General features: G+C 60.9%; 1 protein-coding gene. It reads left to right on the top strand.

The features are described from left to right. The first annotated feature begins 20 nt into the window (after positions 1-20). On the top strand, positions 21-18,842 hold the full coding sequence (locus tag ACDZ94_RS26770; RefSeq protein WP_432751694.1) for a hemagglutinin repeat-containing protein: 18,822 nt from the start codon (positions 21-23) through the stop codon (positions 18,840-18,842). Positions 18,843-19,159: the final 317 nt, after the last annotated feature.

Raw genomic sequence — 19,159 nt, forward strand, 5'->3', positions numbered from 1 at the left:
CTCGGGCATCGAGACATGACATGGATGTTCGCCAGTTCGCTTTCCTCGCGCGTCAGCCTTCTGCTGCCGTAAAAAGCCGCTCCCACTTCCTGGGGCTGCCTAAACGTGGGTTGGCGTTGATCCTGGCCAACGCGATGTTCTGGCAACCGTTGCTGGCCCAGGCCGACGGCATCGTGGTGAGCGCGCCGGGCACCACGCTCGGGCAGGCGGGCAATGGCGTACCCATCGTCAACATCGCTGCGCCGAATTCCAACGGGCTGTCGCACAACCAATTCCATGACTACAACGTCGGCGCCAACGGGGTGATCCTCAACAACGCCACGGACCGCACGCAGGCCACTCAGTTGGGCGGCATCATCGTCGGCAACCCGAATTTCAGAGGCACTGCCGCCAACATCATCCTCAACGAAGTCAACGGCGGCAGCCCCAGCCAACTGCGCGGCTACACCGAAGTGGCGGGGCAGTCGGCGCATGTGATCGTCGCCAACCCGTACGGCATCAGCTGCAACGGCTGCGGCTTTATCAACACGCCGCACGCGACGTTGACCACCGGTAAAGCAGTGATCGAAAACGGCCAGATCAGCCGCTATCAGGTTGACCAAGGCAACGTCGCCATCGAAGGCGCCGGCCTGAACGCGACCAACGTCGACCAGTTCGAAATCATCACCCGCGCGACTACTCTCAACGCACAGATTCAGGCGAAAAAACTCACCATCGTCGCCGGTCGCAACGACGTCGACGCACGCACCCTCAACGCCACTGCGCGGGCGGCAGATGGCAGCCAGGCGCCGGACCTGGCGATTGACTCGTCGGCGCTCGGCGGCATGTACGTGGGCGCGGTCAAGCTGATCGGCACCGAGGCTGGTGTGGGCGTGAAGCTGTCGGGCGACATGGTCGCCGGCGGTGATATCCAGATTGATGCGGCGGGCAATGTGGTGATGGGCACGACCACCGCAGGCACTGCTGTCGCTGTCAAAGCGGCCAGCCTGGAAGCCAAGGAGGCGGTCTACGCCGGTACTGATCTGTCGGTAAAAACCCAAGGCGCACTGACCAGCCAACAAACCCTGGCTGCCAAGGACAGCATCGCACTGGACGCCGGTGGCCGATTGACCAACAACGGGATCATCGAAGCAGGCGTCAATACCGATAACAGCCGCAATGCCCAGGGCGATGTGCGATTGAGCGCGCAGGCCATCGACAACACCGGCAAGACCGTGATCGCCAGCCGCGACCTCAGCGTCAACACCGGTGAACTCGCCAACCAGGGCGGCACCCTGAGTACCCAACGCAATGCGCAATTGACTGCGACAATCGTGGACAATCAGAACCAGGGCCGGATCCTTAGCGCTGGCGGCCTGGGCTTGAACGCCAGTCAGTTGCTCAACAGCCAGGGCGGCCTGGTGACCAGCACCGGGCCGCTGACGGCCACGGTCGGCCAGTTGACCAACCGCAACGGAGAGCTGTCGAGCCTTGGCCAGGCCAGCTTGCAAGTGGCAACGCTGGATAACGTCGCCGGCCTGGTGTCGGCCGGCCAAACCTTGAGTGTGAAGGCGAGCGGTGCCATCAATAGCCAGGGCGGGCGAATCGCTGCACGCCAAGCCGTGCAATTGCAGGCCGCTTCACTGGACAACAGCCAAAAGGGCGTGCTCACCAGCCAGGGCACGCTGGGTGTTGAACTGAGTGGCACTCTGGCCAACCAGCAGCAGGGACGGATCGAGTCCACCGGTGGTGCGCAGGTCAAGGTGGGTGCGTTGGATAACCAGCAGGGCGGTGTGCTCACCAGCAGCCAGACCCTGGACCTGACGGCAGGTGCGGTCAATAACAGTGGCGCAGGCCAGATCGCCAGTGCCCAGGGCTTGAACGCGAATCTCGGCAGCCTTGATCAACAGGAAGGCGGCCGCTTTTACAGCAACACCGACCTGAACCTCAACCTCAACCAGGGCCATCTGGATAACCGCAGCGGGCTGATCAATGCCACCGGGCAATTGACCCTCGATAGCCTCAACAGCGTAGACAACCGCCAAGGCGAAATCTCCAGTGCGCGGGCCTTTACCGTTGCGGCGCGTACCGTCGATAACGCTGCCGGCAAGTTGCTCAGCGACCAGGGGCTGACCCTGCAGATTGCGCAGACCTTGAATAACAGTGCGGGATTGATTGCAGCTAACGGCTTGCAGATCGATGTCGCCAGCCTGGTCAATGACCAGAACGGCAGCGTGAGCAGTCGCGGTACGCTGAACGCCCGTGTGGCGGGCATGCTGGATAACCGTGGCGGTAGTCTCAGCGGCGCCGGTGCAAGCCAACTCAGTGTGGGCAACCTGAACAATGGCGGTGGTCGTCTGTCCAGCCAAGCCAGTTTGAGCCTGGACCTCAATCGCGGTCATCTGGATAACCAGGGCGGCGTGATCAGCGCGCCCGGCCAGTTGTTGCTGAACCACTTCAACAGCGTCGATAACCGCAACGGAGAAATCTCCAGCGCCACCGGCTTCACGCTGCAAGCTGACACTTTGGATAACCGCAGCGGCAAGGTCTTGAGTGAGCAGTCGCTGACCTTGGCCGTTGCTCAGGCCTTGAACAATGCGGCAGGTCGGGTGAGTGCGGCGTCGTTGCAGGTGCAAGCTGGCAGTCTCGACAACAGCAGCGGCCACTTAGTGGCTCGCGACAGCCTGAATCTGGGCGTTGGTGCAGCACTGCTCAATCACAGCGGGGAGATCCTGAGCCGTGATGTACGGCTCACTGCAGGTACGTTGGATAACGCCCAAGGTCGGGTGCAGGGCGACAATCTGCTGAAGATCGACAGCGGCGCACTGAGCAATCGCAATGGCACGTTTGCCAGCGGCCAAACCCTGGAAATGACCGCCGCCAGCCTGGACAACAGCCTTGGTAAACTCACCAGCAACGCCGTACTGACCGCTGCGATCGCCGGCAACCTACTTAACCAGAGCGGGCTGTTTACCGCCGGCGCGAACCTCCAACTGAGCAGCGCCGACCTTAGCAATCAGGGCGGCCAGCTAAGCGCCGGCGGCACTCTGCAACTGCGTGCCGGGCTGGTGGATAACAGCGCGGGCGGGCGCATCAATGGCAAGGCCCTGAGCGCCAGCGTGACAGGCCTGGACCAGCACAATGATGGCCGTCTCTACGGTCAGGGCAACGTGAGCCTGGACCTCAACCGTGGCCATTTGAATAACCAGGGTGGGGTGATCAACGCGCCGGGGGCGTTGCTGTTAAGTAATCTCAGCAGCGTCGACAACCAAGGTGGGGAAATCTCCAGCGCCACAGGTTTCAGCCTGCAAGCGGACAGCTTGGATAACACCCGCGGCAAAGTGTTGAGCGAGCAAGCACTGACCCTGCGTATCGCCCGTGCACTGGAGAATGCCAAAGGCCTGGTCTCGGCCGCAAGCCTGGACGCCCGCACCGCAAGCCTGGGCAACCAGGACGGCACACTGCGTGCCCGTGATGGCTTTAACCTGAGCGTCGACGGCCTGCTGGACAACCGCAGCGGCAAGCTGTTGGCCAATGATCTTTCGTTGGCGGCAGGCGGTCTGGACAACAGCAATGGTCAGGCTCAAGGCGACCACACCCTGACGATCAACAGCGGGGCGCTGACCAATCAGCACGGCACCCTGGCAGCGGGCAGCCACTTCACGCTCACTGCAGCGAGCCTGGATAACACCGACGGTAAGCTCACCAGCGACGGCGCCTTGACCGCCGCAATTTCCGGGCACTTGCTTAACCAGGTCGGCCTGTTGGCGGCCACTGGCAACCTCAGCCTGAACCTGGGCAGCCTCGATAACCAACGCCAGGGACGCATCAGCAGCAAAGCCGACCTGACCCTGGCCGGCACCACCCTCGATAACCGCGCCGGCAACCTCGGGGCGGTCGGTGTGTTGAAACTCAATGCAAACACCCTGGATAACCGCCAGGGCAGCGTGTACGCGAACAATCAGCTCCACCTGTTGCTGGGCGATGCCCTGAACAACCAACAAGGGACCTTGCGCGGTGACACCAAGCTGGACCTGAAAGCCGGCCAGGTGGACAACAGCGATGGCGGGCGTATCAGCAGTGGCCAGTCGCTGAACGCCAACGTGACCGGGCTGGATCAGCACAATGACGGCCGGCTGTTCGGCCAGGGCGATGTCAGCCTCGACCTCAATCGCGGCCACCTGAACAATCAGGGCGGTGCGATCACCGCACCGGGTCAGTTGCTGCTGAGCAATCTCAACAGCGTCGCCAACCAAGGGGGTGAAATCTCCAGCACTCGTGCGTTTACCCTGGTTGCCGAGACACTGGACAACAGCAACGCCAAGGTCCTCAGTGAACAGGCCCTGACCCTGCGCATTGCGCGCGCGCTGGATAACACCAAGGGCCTGGTGTCGGCCAAGGCGCTGGAACTGCATGCCGGCAGCCTGAATAACCTGGGTGGCACGGTCAGTGCCACCGAAAGCGTAGCGTTGCAGGTCGACGGTGCGCTGGATAACCGCAACGGCAAGCTGCTCGCGCGCACCGCCTCGGTCAATGCAGGCTCCCTGGACAATCGCCAGGGCTTGCTTCAAGGCGATGCCACGCTGAACCTCAACAGCCTGGGCGCCGTGGATAACCGTCAGGGCACACTGTTTGGTGCGCTAGCGTTCGACATCGCCGCCGCTAGCCTGGATAACAGCGGTGGCAAGCTGACCAGTGATGCTCGGTTGACGGCGCGCATTGCCGGGCAGTTGCTCAACCAGACCGGTCAGTTTATAGCGGGCTCCAACCTACGACTGACTGCGGCCAGCCTCGACAACAGCGCCAAAGGCAACATCTACGCCAAGGACCATCTGCAGCTCTCGGTCAGCGGCGAGTTGAACAATGCGCAAGGCACGCTCAACAGCGACGGCACTCTCGCTCTCACCGCAGGGCAGGTAGACAACACCGCCGGCGGGCGCATCACCAGCCAGCAGCAACTCACCGCATCTGTTACCGGCCTTGACCAACACAGCGACGGGCGCCTCTACAGCCAGGCGGGCGTAAGCCTGGACCTGAATCACGGCTACCTGAACAACCAAGGCGGCTTGATCCATGCTCCGGGCGCGTTACTGCTGAGTAACCTTGCCAGCGTGGTTAACCAGGGCGGGGAAATTTCCAGTACCCAGGCGCTGACGTTCACCGCCGATAACCTGGATAACCGCCGCGGCAAGTTGCTCAGTGAACAAGGGCTGGTGGTACGTATCAGCAAGGCCCTGGACAATACCACTGGCCTGGTTTCCGCTACCGGGTTGGATCTGCGGGCGAACAGCCTGGTGAATGCCGAAGGCTCCCTCAAGGTTCGCGATGGCCTGACCGCGCACGTCGAGTCGGCACTGGACAACCAGCAAGGCGAAATCCTCGGCGCCACCACTACCCTGACTGGCGCGTCTCTGGATAACAGCCATGGCCTGATCCAGGGCGACAAGCTGCTCACCCTTAATCACTCGGGCGCGGTATCTAACCGCAATGGCCGTCTTGTCACGGGCCAGGCGTTGAACCTGACGACTGCGAGCCTGGACAATACCCAGGGCACGCTCACCAGCGACGGCACCCTGAACGCCTTGATCAGCGGGCAGTTGCTCAACCAGGCCGGGTTACTTGCCGCCAGCAGCCAATTGCAATTAACCGCCGCCAGCCTGGATAACCAGGCCAAAGGCCGTCTCACCGGCAAGAGCGACCTGAGCCTGACCGTCGGCCAATTCGACAACCGCGGCGGCAGCGTTGTGGCGACGCAGCAGCTGCAGCTTAATGGCACGACGCTGGATAATCGCGACGGCGGCCTGGTCAATTCGGGCAAGGCCATGACCCTGGTGACAGGAACCCTGGATAACCGCGCAGGAGAAGTCTCCAGTGTTACCGACCTGGCACTCACCGGCAGCCGGCTCGACAACAGCATAGGTGGACGCCTGCTGGCCAACGGTGAGATGCAACTGACCTTGCAGCGCCTGGACAACCAACTCAAGGGCATCATTTCCGGGCAGAAGTCGATCAACCTGAACGCCGCACAATTGGATAACAGCGGCGAGGGCAGCCTGTATGCCAAGGGCAACCTGTCCATGGCATTGAACGGTCATTTGAAAAACCAGCAAGGCGCTCTGCGCAGCGACGGCGGCTTGAGCGTGCACGCGGCCAGCCTCAACAATGACCGCGGGCGCATCAGCAGTGCCGCGCCATTGGTACTGGCAACTACGGATATGATCAGCAACCAAAAGGGCGAGCTGCTCAGTGCTGTCGCCTTGACCTTGACCAGTGCCAGCCTCGACAACCAGGGTGGCAAGATCGTCGGTGACGGTGCCGTGCAGGTCACCACCGGCGCCTTCAACAACCAGCAAAGCGGACGCCTCACCAGCGCCGACCGCCTCGACCTGGCAGCCGGGCAGGTGGACAACCGTGGAGAGGGCCGCATCGCCAGCGCGAAGGCCCTCACCGCCAACCTCACCGGCCTCGACCAACGGGACGGCGGCGAGCTTTACAGCCTCAGCGCCCTGACCCTGGACATGAACAAGGGCCATCTGAACAACGCCGGTGGCTTGATCAATGCGCCTGGCCCGCTGGTGCTCAAGAACCTGTCGAGTGTCGCCAACCAGGGCGGCGAGATCTCCAGCAAACAAGCCTTCAGCCTGGCGGCACAAAGCCTGGATAACACCGGGGGCAAACTGCTGAGTGGCCAGGCGCTGAGCCTCAAGATCGAGCAGGCGCTGATCAACCTCAAAGGCCAGATTTCAGCGGCCGGGCTCACGGCGCAAGCGGCGAGCCTGGATAACAGCGATGGGGAGTTCAGCAGTACCAGAGACCTGACCCTGACGTTGGCCGGTGAGTTGCTGAACGTCGACGGCGAAGTTTCCAGCGCTGGCGCCAGTGTGGTCAACGCCATCACCTTGAACAACCGCAATGGTCAGGTCATGGGCGATGTGAGCCTCGACCTCACGACCCTGGGCGCGTTGACCAACCAGGGCGGCACCGTGGGCGCCGGCCAGCGCTTGCAGGTCGCTTCGGCGAGCCTGGACAACAGCCAGGCCGGTAGCCTGGTCAGCGACGGCAGCCTGACGGTGAACGTTGCCGGCTTGCTGGACAACCAGGCCAAAGGCAGTGTGTTGGCCAAAGGGATCGTGGATATTCAGGCGGCAAGCCTGGATAACCGTGGCGGGCGTGTTTCCGGGCAAAACCTGCTGACCGTTCGCGGCAACAGCCTGGATAACCGCACTGGCGTGATCCGCGCCAATCAGGACTTGAACCTGCACCTCGGCCAGTTGGACAACCGTGAGGGCGTGCTCAACAGCAAGCAGGCCCTTGGCGTTACCGGCCAGTCGCTGAGCAACCAGGGCGGTTTGATCAGCGCCGTGGGGCCGGTGCATTTGAGCCTGGATAACGTCAATAACAGCAAAGGCCGTATCGCCAGCCAGAGCGACCTGGATGCCACCCTCGGCGTGTTGAACCAGCAAGGTGGCGAGCTGGTTGCCCAAGGCAATCTGACCCTTCGCGGCACCACCCTCGATAACCGCGACGGCGGTTTGGTAGGGGCCACAAAAGCGCTGAAGCTCAAGGTCGACAGTGTGGATAACCGCGCTGGTGAAATCTCCAGCCAGATAGACGTCCAACTCAGCGGCCAGTCCCTGGACAACAGCGGCGGCAAACTGCTGGCCGGAACGGCGCTGCAACTGGCCGTGGCCCAGGTGATCAACCAGGCCAAGGGGCTGGTGTTCGCCCATGACGTGCAGTTTACCGGGACTCGTCTGGACAACGCCCAAGGCACCTTTGCCGGCCAGCGTTCGCTGGCAATTCAGCTGGCAGCGGGGCTGGACAACACCCATGGCAAGCTCAGCAGCGAAGGCACCCTGACGCTGGGTGGCCAACGTATCGACAACACCGGCGGCAGTATTTCCAGCGCCGGCACACTGGACATCACCAGCGCCAGTGATTTGCTCAACCAGGGCGGTATCGTCGAAACCGCCCAAGGCCTCACGCTGACTAGCACCCGCCTTGACAACAGTCAGCAGGGCCTGCTCAAAAGCCAGGGCGCCGCGACCCTCAACACCGGCCTGTTCGACAACACCCTGGGCGGCCGCCTGATCAGTGCCGACCGCCTTGACCTCACGGCCACCCAGCTCAACAACGGTGGCCGCATCGCCAGCGCCGGCGCCCTGAACGCCAGCCTTGCCAGCCTTACCCAACAGGGCGGCGAGCTGTTCAGTAACGCGCAACTGAACCTGGACATGAACCACGGCGAGGTGAACAACGCCGGCTTGATCAACGCACCGATCCTGGTGCTGAAAAACCTCGGCAACCTCAACAACCAGAACGGCGAGATCTCCAGCCAGAACGCCTTCACCCTGGCCGCCCGCAACCTCGACAACAGCAACGGCAAGCTGATCAGCAACCAGGCGCTGACACTGCGCGTCGAGCAGGCCCTGGCCAACGTCAAAGGCCTTGTCAGTAGCGCCAGCCTCATCAGCCGCAGTACAAGCCTGGACAACACCGACGGTCTGCTCAGCAGTCGTGGCGGCCTGGATATCAGCGCCAGCGACCTGATCGATAACCAGCGCGGCACGTTGATCGGTGACGGCGCCTTGCTGCTGACCACCGCGAACCTGGACAACCGTGGCGGCGAGATCGCCGGCAAGGCCGAACTGGCCGTCAACGTCAACCGCCTCGACAACCGAAAAGGCCAATTGATCGGCACCCAGACCCTGCACGTCAGCGGCGCCAGCCTTGATAACCGGGGCGGTCTGGTAGGCGCCACAAAAGCGCTGAAACTCGACGTAGGCACCCTCGACAACCGCGCCGGCGAACTGACCAGCAACGCGGACCTCAGCATAACCGGCCAGCGCCTGGACAACAGCGACAGCGGCCAGGTGTTCGCGGCCAGCGGCCTGAACCTGGCAGTCGAGCAACTGCTCAACCGCCAGGGCGGCAAGCTCAGTGGCCAGCGACTGTTGCTGACGGGCACCGGCCTGGACAACACCGGTGGCAAAATCCTCAGCCAGCAACCGTTGCAACTGACGCTGGACGGTGACCTGGACAACAGCCAGGGCCTGCTGAGCAGTGAAGGCACCCTCGACGTCAAGGCACGCAGCCTTAATAACACCCGAGGCAGTCTTTCCAGCGCCCTGGGTTTGAACGTCGGCATCACAGGCCAGTTGAACAACCAGAACGGTGAACTGGTCACCGACGGCGCCTTGGTAATGAGCAGCGCCAGTTTGGGCAACCAACAAGGCAGCATCAGCGGCAAGGGCGCGGTGGCGGTCAGCACCGGCGTGTTGAATAACCAGAGCGGCCGCCTCAACAGCGGCGACACCCTGAACCTGACGGCCAGCCAAGTGAACAACGGCGGCAGCATTGGCAGCGCCAAGGCCCTGACCGCCAGCGTCACCGGCCTTGACCAGCAGGGCGGCAAGCTCTTCAGTAACAGCGGCCTGAGCCTTGATCTGAATAATGGCCAGTTGAACAACCAGGACGGCCTGATTAACGCCAGCGGTCCGTTGGTGCTCAAAAACCTTACTGGCGTCAGCAACCAGAACGGTGAAATCTCCAGCGCCCTAGCCTTCACCCTGGCTGCGCAAAGCCTGGACAACAGTAACGGCAAGCTGCTGAGCAACCAGGCCCTGACCCTGCGCCTGAACCAGGCCCTGGCCAACGTCAAAGGCCTGATCGGCGCCGCCAGCCTCAACGCGCACGCAGGCGCCGTGGACAACCGGGGCGGCACCTTGACCAGTCGCAGCGACCTGCAACTGACCAGCGACGGCCTGCTCAACAACCAGGACCAAGGCCTGATCAGCGCCTCTCAAATGCTGACCCTGCACAGCGCCAACCTGAACAACCAGAACGGCAGCCTGCTCGGTGCAGTGGGCGTCACCCTCAGTGCCATGGCCCTGGACAACAGCGCGGCCGGCCTGATCAACAGCCAGGGCAGCCTCAACCTGAGCGCCGCCAGCCTTAACACCGGCAGCGGCGGTGAAGTTTCCGCCAAAGGCGCTATGGACCTGAGCCTCAGCGCACTGGCGCTGGCCGGCGGCCGCGTGGTGGGCGAACAGCGCGTTACCCTTGACCTGAACAACAGCGACCTGGACAACCGCAACGGCCTGATCCTCGCCAGAGGCCCGCTGACCCTCAACCGTCTGCGCGCCTTCAACAACCAGAACGGCGAACTTTCCAGCCAGCAAGACCTGTCCCTGAACACCGGCACCCTGGACAACAGCGGCGGCAAGTTGATCAGCAGCCAGGTGCTGACTGTCAACGCGGCCAACCTGATCAACCAGAACGGCCTGGTCTCAGGTTGGCAGGGCCTGAACGTCGGCGGTGGTAGCCTCGACAACCGCAACAACGGCACCTTGTCCAGCCGCAACGGCGCGGTGGATGTGCGCCTTTCCGGCGAGCTGCTCAATGGCGGTGCCGGTGCGCTGGTCAGCCAAGGTAGATTGAGCGTCAGTGCCGCCAGCCTCGACAACAGCGGCGGTATTCTCTCCAGTGGCGCGGGGCAAAGCCTCGTCGTCAGCGGTTTGCTGAACAACGCCAACGGTGGCCTGATCGACAGCGGCACCGACCTTGACGTCCAAGCCGCCACCCTGGGCAACCAGGCCGGCACCGTCAATGCACAGCAAACGCTGGCCGTCACCGGCACAAATCTGCATAACCAGAGCGGCACACTGGCCAGCAATGGCCGCCTGACCCTGAGCCTGCTGGGCACCCTCGACAACACCAACGGCAAGCTGGCCAGCGCTGGCGCGTTGCTGTTGCAACGCGCTGCCCAGGTCAACAACCAGGGCGGCCAGATCGCCAGCCAAGGCTTGCTGACCCTGCTCGCCGGCGGTATCGATAACCGCCAGCGCGGCACCATCGCCGGCAAGGACCGCCTGGCAATCACCAGCAGCGGCCTGCTGCAAAACGACGCCGACGGCTTGATCTACAGCCAGGGTGCCGACCTGCAGGTGAAGGCCGTTGGCCTGAGCAACCGTGCGGGTGTGGTGCAGGGCCAGAGCGGTTTGAGCCTGGACGTCAGCGGCGACCTTGATAACGAAGGCGGCAAGCTCCTGGCGCAGACCGGTGACGTGAGCGTCAAGGCCAACACCCTGAATAACCAGGCGGGCACACTGGCCAGCCTCAAGGGCCTGCTGGATGCCAACGTCGGTGACAGGCTGCTCAACGGCTTTAGCCTGGGCAACAAGGCTGGCGTGATTCAAGGCCAGCGTTTGAACCTGGTGGCCGGCAGTGTCGACAACCAGCACGGCCGCATCGCAGCGCAAAATGGCGACGCAGTGGTCAACGCCAACTATTTCGCCAACGCCTATGGCGGCTTGTACGCCAAGGACCTGCTACGCGTCAGTGGGGTAGGGCTGGATAACAGCTCAGGCCAAGTGGCGGCGAATCTAATTGAGCTGGGACTCAGCGGCCAACTCAGCAACCATTCAGGGATTATCGAAAGCGACACACTGCTCAACGTGCGCGCCAACAACGTTGATAACCAGGGCGGCCAATTGCGCGCCATGGGCGGCAGCGGCAAGACCGATTTCCAGATCGCAGGCCTGTTCGACAATCGCAATGGCCGCGTCGAGAGCCGTACCAGCGACCTGACCCTGAATGCCGCAGGCTTCCAGAACCAGGGCGGCAGTTTGCTGCACAGCGGCACCGGGACCTTTGATATTGCCACCGCCAACCTCATCGATGCCGGAGGCAACGTGGTGACGCGAGGTGGCCTGACCCTGGCCGCAGACCACTGGACCAACAGCAGTGTGATCCAGGCCGGGCGTTTGACGGTGAACGTCAATACCTTGAATCAGACCGCCAGCGGGCAGTTGCTGGCGTCTGACAGTCTTGTCGGCAGTGGCGGTAACTGGAACAACGATGGCTTGATCGCCAGCGATGGCACGGCGCAATTAACGCTGGCCGGCAGCTATGGCGGCAATGGGCGTTATAGCAGCGTGGGTAACCTGGGCCTGACTGCCGGGTCAGTGAACCTGAGTACGTCGGCGAGTGTTGCCGGCGGACAAGACAGTACGATCAACGTCGGCGGGCAGCTCACTAACGCCGGGCGCCTGACTTCCGCTAACACCATGGCCCTCACAGCCGCAGAGGTCAGCAATACGGGCACGCTGGCCACGGGTGCCAACCTGACCCTCAGCACCAACACCCTGGTTAACAGCAATGGTTTGATCACCAGCGGCGGCGACATGCAGTTGCTGGCCAACAGCTTCACCAACGCCTATGCCGATGTTTATGGGCTGGGTGACGTACTGATTGGCAAAGACTCGAACCAGACCAAAGCCGATCTGCTGGATAACCGTTCGGGCACTATCGAGAGCGCTAAGAACCTGACGATCAATGCCATGACCGTCAATAACGTCAGGGACGTGCTGGAGTATTCGGCACATGAAAAAAGCTCGGTGAAGATCACCGAACTTGATTGCAACCTGATCCCGGGTGCGGGTTGTGACTTCCGTAGCAAAGGCCGTCGAAACGGCCTGTGGCAGATCGATGAAATCGATAGCTTGAACATTACCCGCAGCAGCGTGGCTTCGGGGCTTAGCAGTGGCGCTGACATGCAGATCAACGCCCAGACCCTCAACAACCTGAGCAGCACCATTGCCGCGACGGGCAACCTCACCGCCAACGCGACCACCATCAATAACCAGGGCGTGCAAGCCCAGGGGATCAAGACCACTCGCACCTACTGGAACTTTGTCTCGCAGATTTTCCAGGCCTTGCCGGCTGCTGCCAACTTCAACGCTAAAAATAGCCCCACGCCATCGGCGACCGTCGAGGCAGACCTCAGCTATTTCCTGAGCCTCATGGGCGGCGGCAAGCTCTCGCAAACCATCACCACCCTCAACAGCGATGGCCAGTCCTACGATGCAGTCATCCAGGCCGGTGGCAACGTTGCGCTTAATGCAGCCCAGAACATCAACAACAGTGTGGTTCGTCCTTACTATGCCTATGTAGCAGCGGGCCGCACCAAGACTGACACAGGCGCGGGTAGCGGCTACTCGACAGCGATCGCCATCAACTCGCAGTTACCACCTGATTTGGCTCAACAGCAAGTCAACCCCATCGCGCTTCCGGGCTTCAGCCTGCCTACCGGCCAGAACGGTTTGTTCCGACTGAGCGGGCAGGGCGCCAGCAGCGGGCAGGCCGCTCAAGCCAATGCAGGGCCGCAAAGCTGGACCCTTGGCGCTGCGAGCGTCGGTTTGGCGCAACGCCAGCAGAACCTTCCCGAAACCCAAGGTCGGACGATTCAATTGGAGGAGGTCACCCAACTCGCCGCCAACAACCGTCAGGTCTCGGTGACGGCCCGCGAGGCCAGTGGAATCAATGCCAGTGCCAGCGCCATTAACGTTGCCGGCGTGGGCAGCGCCGACGTAGGAACGCTGCAACCTGGCCGCACCAGCGGTGGCACGATCAGCCATGTCGATGGCATCGATGCCCAGAACGCCGTTGACGGCTCCCGGCCAGCGGTCGATGTATCGCGTCCGAACGTCGACCTTTCTGGCCTGACACCCGCCGAGCGCGATGCCCGAATTGTGCTGACCACACCCGATGGCACACCGTCTGGCAGCGCTCGCCCCGACCTGAACGTACCGGGCCTGTCGACCGTGGATCGCGATACCCGCGTTGTGGCCATTGCGCCGGGGAGCTCACACCCCGACCTCAGCCTGCCAGGCCTAACACCGCTGGCCCACGATGCACAGGTTGCCGTCAGCACACCACAGCTGTCCGTGGTGGTTCCGGTAGCGGCGGTGCCGCATGAGACCCAACCGGTCATCAGCCCGGTTGAACAACCCGCTGCCGCGAGCACCGGCAGCCGACCTGCCGTGGTCATCGTCCAGCCCTCCGAAGCACAACCGACACCGGTGGCCAGCCAGACCGTCAACCGAGTGCAGGGCCTGCCAGACAAGAGTGCGGTTTCACAGCCGCATAAATACTTGATCGAAACCAACCCGGCACTCACCGACATGAAGCAATTCATGAGCTCGGACTACCTGCTGTCCGGCCTGGGCTACAACCCGGACGAGAGCGCCAAGCGTCTGGGCGACGGTTTCTACGAACAACGCCTGATCCAGCAAGCCGTGGTCGCGCGCACCGGCCAACGCTTTCTCGACGGGCAAACCACCGACGAAAAACTGTTCAAACACCTGATGGACAACGCCATCGCCAGCAAGCAAACGCTGAACCTGGCCGTGGGGGTAAACCTGACTTCCGAGCAAGTGGCAGCGTTGACCCACGACATCGTCTGGCTGGAAAAGAGCGTGGTCAACGGCGAAGAAGTGCTGGTGCCGGTGCTGTACCTGGCCAACGCCAACAACCGCCTGGCACCCACCGGCGCGCTGATTGCGGGTAACGATGTGAGCCTGATCGCCGGGCAAGACCTGAACAACGTCGGCACCCTGCGCGCCAGCAACAACCTGTCGGCCAAGGCCGGCAATGATCTGATCAACAGCGGCCTGATCGAAGCAGGCAACCGCCTGGACCTGCTGGCGGGTAACAACATCGTCAACAAGGCCGGCGGCATCATCGCCGGCCGCGACGTGACCATGACCGCCGTGAATGGCGACGTGATCAACGAACGCACCATCACTGGCCACGACAGCAGCGACGGCCTGATCAGTGAACACAGCGACTTCCTCAACAGCGCGGCGCGTATCGAAGCCGCCAACGACCTGAGCATCAGGGCCGGACGCGACTTCTCCAACCAGGGCAGCGTGCTGCAAAGCGGGCGCGACACCACGATCCAGGCCGGGCGTGACCTGAGTTTTGGGTCGGTGGAGCAAGTGAACAGCAACGCCAACACCAGCGCGCGTAACAACAGCAGCTCAGTGACGCAGAACGGTTCTTCGGTGACGGCGGGTCGCGACCTGATCGCGGTGGCGGGCCGGGATTTGACCGCGATTGCCAGCCGGATTGATGCCAAGCGGGATGTGGCGATGTCGGCTATCGAGAACCTGACTCTGGTTTCGGCGGCGGATGAGCAGCATTCGGCGTTGAACCTGAAGAAGGTTAAGGCGCAGGAAGATCATGTGAGTCAGGTGTCTACGACGGTTAAGGCCGGTGGGGATGTGGCGCTCAGTGCCGGAAAGGACTTGGCACTAAGTGCCAGCCGTGTCCAGGGTGGCGCAAATGTCGCTCTGGAAGCACAGCGTGACCTGAACATCCTCTCGGCACTTGACGAAGACGCTTCGTTCTACTCGAAAAAGAGCAAAGGTTCGTTTGGTCGCAGCAAAAGCGAACAACGCGAGAGCTATGACAGCACCAACGTGGCCTCCATCGTTGAAGCCGGCAAAGACCTGACCATCAATGCCAGCAAAAAAGCCGATGGTGGCATGAACATAGAAGGCGGGCGTGACGTCACCGTGATCGGCAGCCAGTTGAAGGCCGGCGGCGACATGCTATTGGGCGCCACGGGCGATATCGCCGTGCTGTCGGGTGTCGAGGAGCATGGATCGTACAGCCAGAAGAGCAAGTCCGGATTCCTCGGGCTTTCAAAAAGCGGCAAGAGTCAGTTGATAACCACCGCCAGCCAAGTGGGTAGTGAGTTGGAAGCGGGCCATGACGTGGTGGTGGCTGCGGGTAATGACGTGCGGTTGCGGGCCAGTGAGATCAGTGCCGCGAACGACACGGAGTTGCGCGCAGGTCTGGTGAACAGCACCGGCGACATCAACTTGGTTTCGGCAAATGACACCGCCTACAGCCGTAGCGAGGAATACAAAAAGAAATTTGGCTATGTGGAGAGGCCGACTTCGGTAGCGATCTCTTCGGCGAAAAAGGCTGGGCGTGAAGCGCAGAGCAGTACCAGCGTGGGCAGCCAGGTCAATGCTGAACGTGACGCCACCTTGCAGGCCGAACGCGACATCAACCTGATAGGCAGCGGCATCAGTGCCGGGCGCAACGTCAGCCTGAACGCTGGGCGCGACGTCAACGTGGTCGAGGCTCAGAACACCAGCAGCGAAAGCAACTGGGAGAAGAAAAAACAGACCGGCTCCAGTATTTCCAGCAATGGCAATGGCTTCAGCGTTTTTGCAGGCACCGAAGGCACCACGAAAAATAACCGATTGGAACATGAGGTCGCGTCAGGCAGCCATATCAGTGCCGGCCAGGACGTCGCGATCAACGCCAAACGCGATATCAATCAGCGAGGCTCCGACCTTGATGCAACCAATGATATTGACCTGACGGCCGGGAGAAATATCAACATCGATGCCGCCCGTGAAAGCACCCTCACCGAGCAACTGCGACAAAAAGAGAGCAATGGCCTGGGGGCTTCGATCAACCATAACTACGCCAATACCAAGGAAGCGGTGAGCGGAGCGGGCAAGGGCGAGGACAATGTCAGCAAAGGTTCGAGCACGCTCAAGGCCGTGGATTCGGTCGGCCAGTTTGTTAATGGCCCGACGGGTGATGCCAAGTTTGGTCATAGCAAACAGAGCAATAGCCAACAAGTGGTCGAGCAGACCAACAGGTCCTCGACGCTCAATGCTGGCAAAGACCTGAACCTCAACGCCGGCAACGACGTCGTGGTGAAGGGTAGCCATCTGGAAGCCGGGCGTGACATCAATATAAAAGGGCGTGACGTCACGCTGGACGTGGCCAAGGGCGGTACCAGTGAAGAAACCACCAACACCCAGAGTTGGGGCGGCATTCATGGCGGCACCAGCGGCGGGATCAAGTTGGGTGCCGGCGCGAGTTTCGGCACTGCTACAGGCGAGAGCTCCCAAGGCTCCTCTTCGGCTTCACAGCTGGATGCAGGTCGCGATATCAACCTCAAGGCCAGCAATGATCTGAACCTGATCGGTACACAGGCCAAGGCGCAACGAGATATTGAGCTGAATGCCGGCAAGGATTTGAATATCCGTTCGGCGCATAACGACAGCACCAGCGAGAACAATCGCCACAGTGGCGGCGGGGAGGCGGGTCTTACCTTTGGCTCCGATGGCATCGGCGTTTATGTCAGTGTGAGTTTGGGCAAAGGCAACCTGGAACGAGAAGGCCAACGTCAACAAGAGGCATACCTCTACGCAGGCGACCGCCTGGGGTTCAACAGCGGTAAGGACACCAACATCGGCGGTGCCAACCTACGGGGTGATGAGGTGGTAGGCCGCGTCGGCGGCAACCTCAACGTTTCATCGGTGGCCGATACCGGCAAGGTCAAGGGCAAAGAATTTGACATTAGCGTTACGGCTACCATCGGCCCGGGAGCGGGTGTCAGCGGTTCGGTTGGCTATGGGCAAACCACCGGCAAGACTGACTGGGTTGAAGAACAAACCAGCATCACCGGCAAAAACAAAGTTGATATCCGCACCGAGAACCACACTCAGGTCGACGGTGCTGTCATCGCTGCCGACAACGGCAACCTTAAACTGGACACCGGTACGCTCGGCTTCAGCGATATTGCGGGGCAGGACAAAGAGCACGGCTACTACCTGAACGTGGGAGGGACCTATAAAGCCGGTAGCAATGACAGTAAAGGCAACACCGTACAAGACAGTAGCCAGGCAGGTAAGGGCAAAGAAGGCAAGACGGGATGGAGCGTCGAGGGCTGGAACTACGAAAAAGAACGTGAGCAGATTGTGCGTGCAACTGTTGGGGCAGGCGAGGTCGTTGTACGTAGCGATGCTGGTACGGGTAACGATTCGACGACAGGCCTCAACCGTGATCTGAGCAAGGCCTATGAAGTTACCAAGGATAACGAGCGCCGTACTGATCTGTACGCGTCCAGCTCATCGTTAAGTGCGGTAGCAAGCCCCAAGGTGGCACTAGCACAATGGCAACAAAGCGCTTCGCTTTACGGCGAGCACAGCAGGGAAACGGTCGAAAAATTAGCCGATTTGCTGGCTGTAATCGGTTTAATACCTGCCGGTGCTGCACTTGGTGTGGGCACGGATGCCGCCAAGGCATGGGTGATAGTCAGAGAAAACAACAGGGATTTGAACAGCAAAGATCCGGCGAGAAGATCGCAGGGCGTCAAGCTGATTTTGCAGGGCATAACGAAAGGGCAGCTGGGTGCTGAGTCCAATCCTCTTATTTCCCGGATTACGGACATAGGTGATCAAAACCCTGATGAGGCAATGAAAGTTTTAGTCTTGCTCTCAGCGCTGAATAAAAACACGAATGGTCGTCAAGATTTTGTACCACTGGTGGCCGCGGCTGCAGGCGTGATGGGGGTGCTCGCAGGGGCTCTGGTCACCACCACGGCTACGCCAGAAAATCAGGCTCGACTGCGAGACGCGGCAAATGCGCTCGTTGATGCTGCCGCTCAATCCGGTCGTCCGTTGAAAGATCAACTCACCATTTCTGCCGAGTTGTGGAAATTTCTGTACGACACCAGCTTCCCAGCAGATTTGCTGAACGATAAAAATCGAGCGTTGGTCAACCCTATCCTTGAAGGCCAGGGGCCTCATCCAACAAGTGACGGGTATGGCGCCGGCGGGCAGCCATCGACGCTAACTAATACCGGTGGAAGCCAAGTGGTCGATCCAAAGGGAACGGATTATTCGAACCCATTGGTGGACCTTCCTTCCTCGGGTAACATGTACAACAGTGATGGTGCAAAAGAGATAGAAAGCGGAGCGAAGTTTGCGGACCAAGCCAAGCTTGATGACCACTTTGCGCGCCATGGCGGTGACTTTGGCGCGAAAAATACGCTTGAGTACCAAGCACAAGCTGATAAGTTCTTAACAGCGTCGAAGCCTGCGGGCGTGCTTGAAAAAGCAAGACCTAATGGAGATATCGTACGTTACAACCCTAGCACTGATGAATTTGGTGTCGTATCAAGTGGGGGAAGTATTCGCACGTACTACAAGCCTGATCCAGCAGTGCATGGTAAGGGATCAAACTTGGACTATTTTAATGCCCAATAGCAATCAAACATATGTATGTCCGGTCTGCAGGTATCCTGATCTTGATGAGCCGGCGTATGACAGTTTTGGCTGTGCCTCGTACAATATTTGCCCATGCTGCGGGACGGAGTTTGGGTATGATGACTCGACAACCGCTCATTCCGATTTGCGCGGAAAGTGGGTGTCGGAGGGAATGCAATGGTGGAGCAAGCATCGACTCAAACCTAATGATTGGGATCCGGTCAGGCAACTAGAAAACAATTAGATGCTTTATTAGTTGGTGCAAAAGCGACTGATGCAGTAGAGCTAAAGTTTGACAAGGCCACACGGACTTGGAC

Origin of the sequence: Pseudomonas sp. UBT (assembly GCF_050915955.1) — a bacterium.
Classification (GTDB): Bacteria; Pseudomonadota; Gammaproteobacteria; order Pseudomonadales; family Pseudomonadaceae; genus Aquipseudomonas; species Aquipseudomonas antarctica_A.

Bases quoted from the DNA above. Each gene is read 5' to 3' on its own strand.
- ACDZ94_RS26770 (WP_432751694.1), top strand. From the start codon at position 21: ATGGATGTTCGCCAGTTCGCTTTCCTCGCGCGTCAGCCTTCTGCTGCC.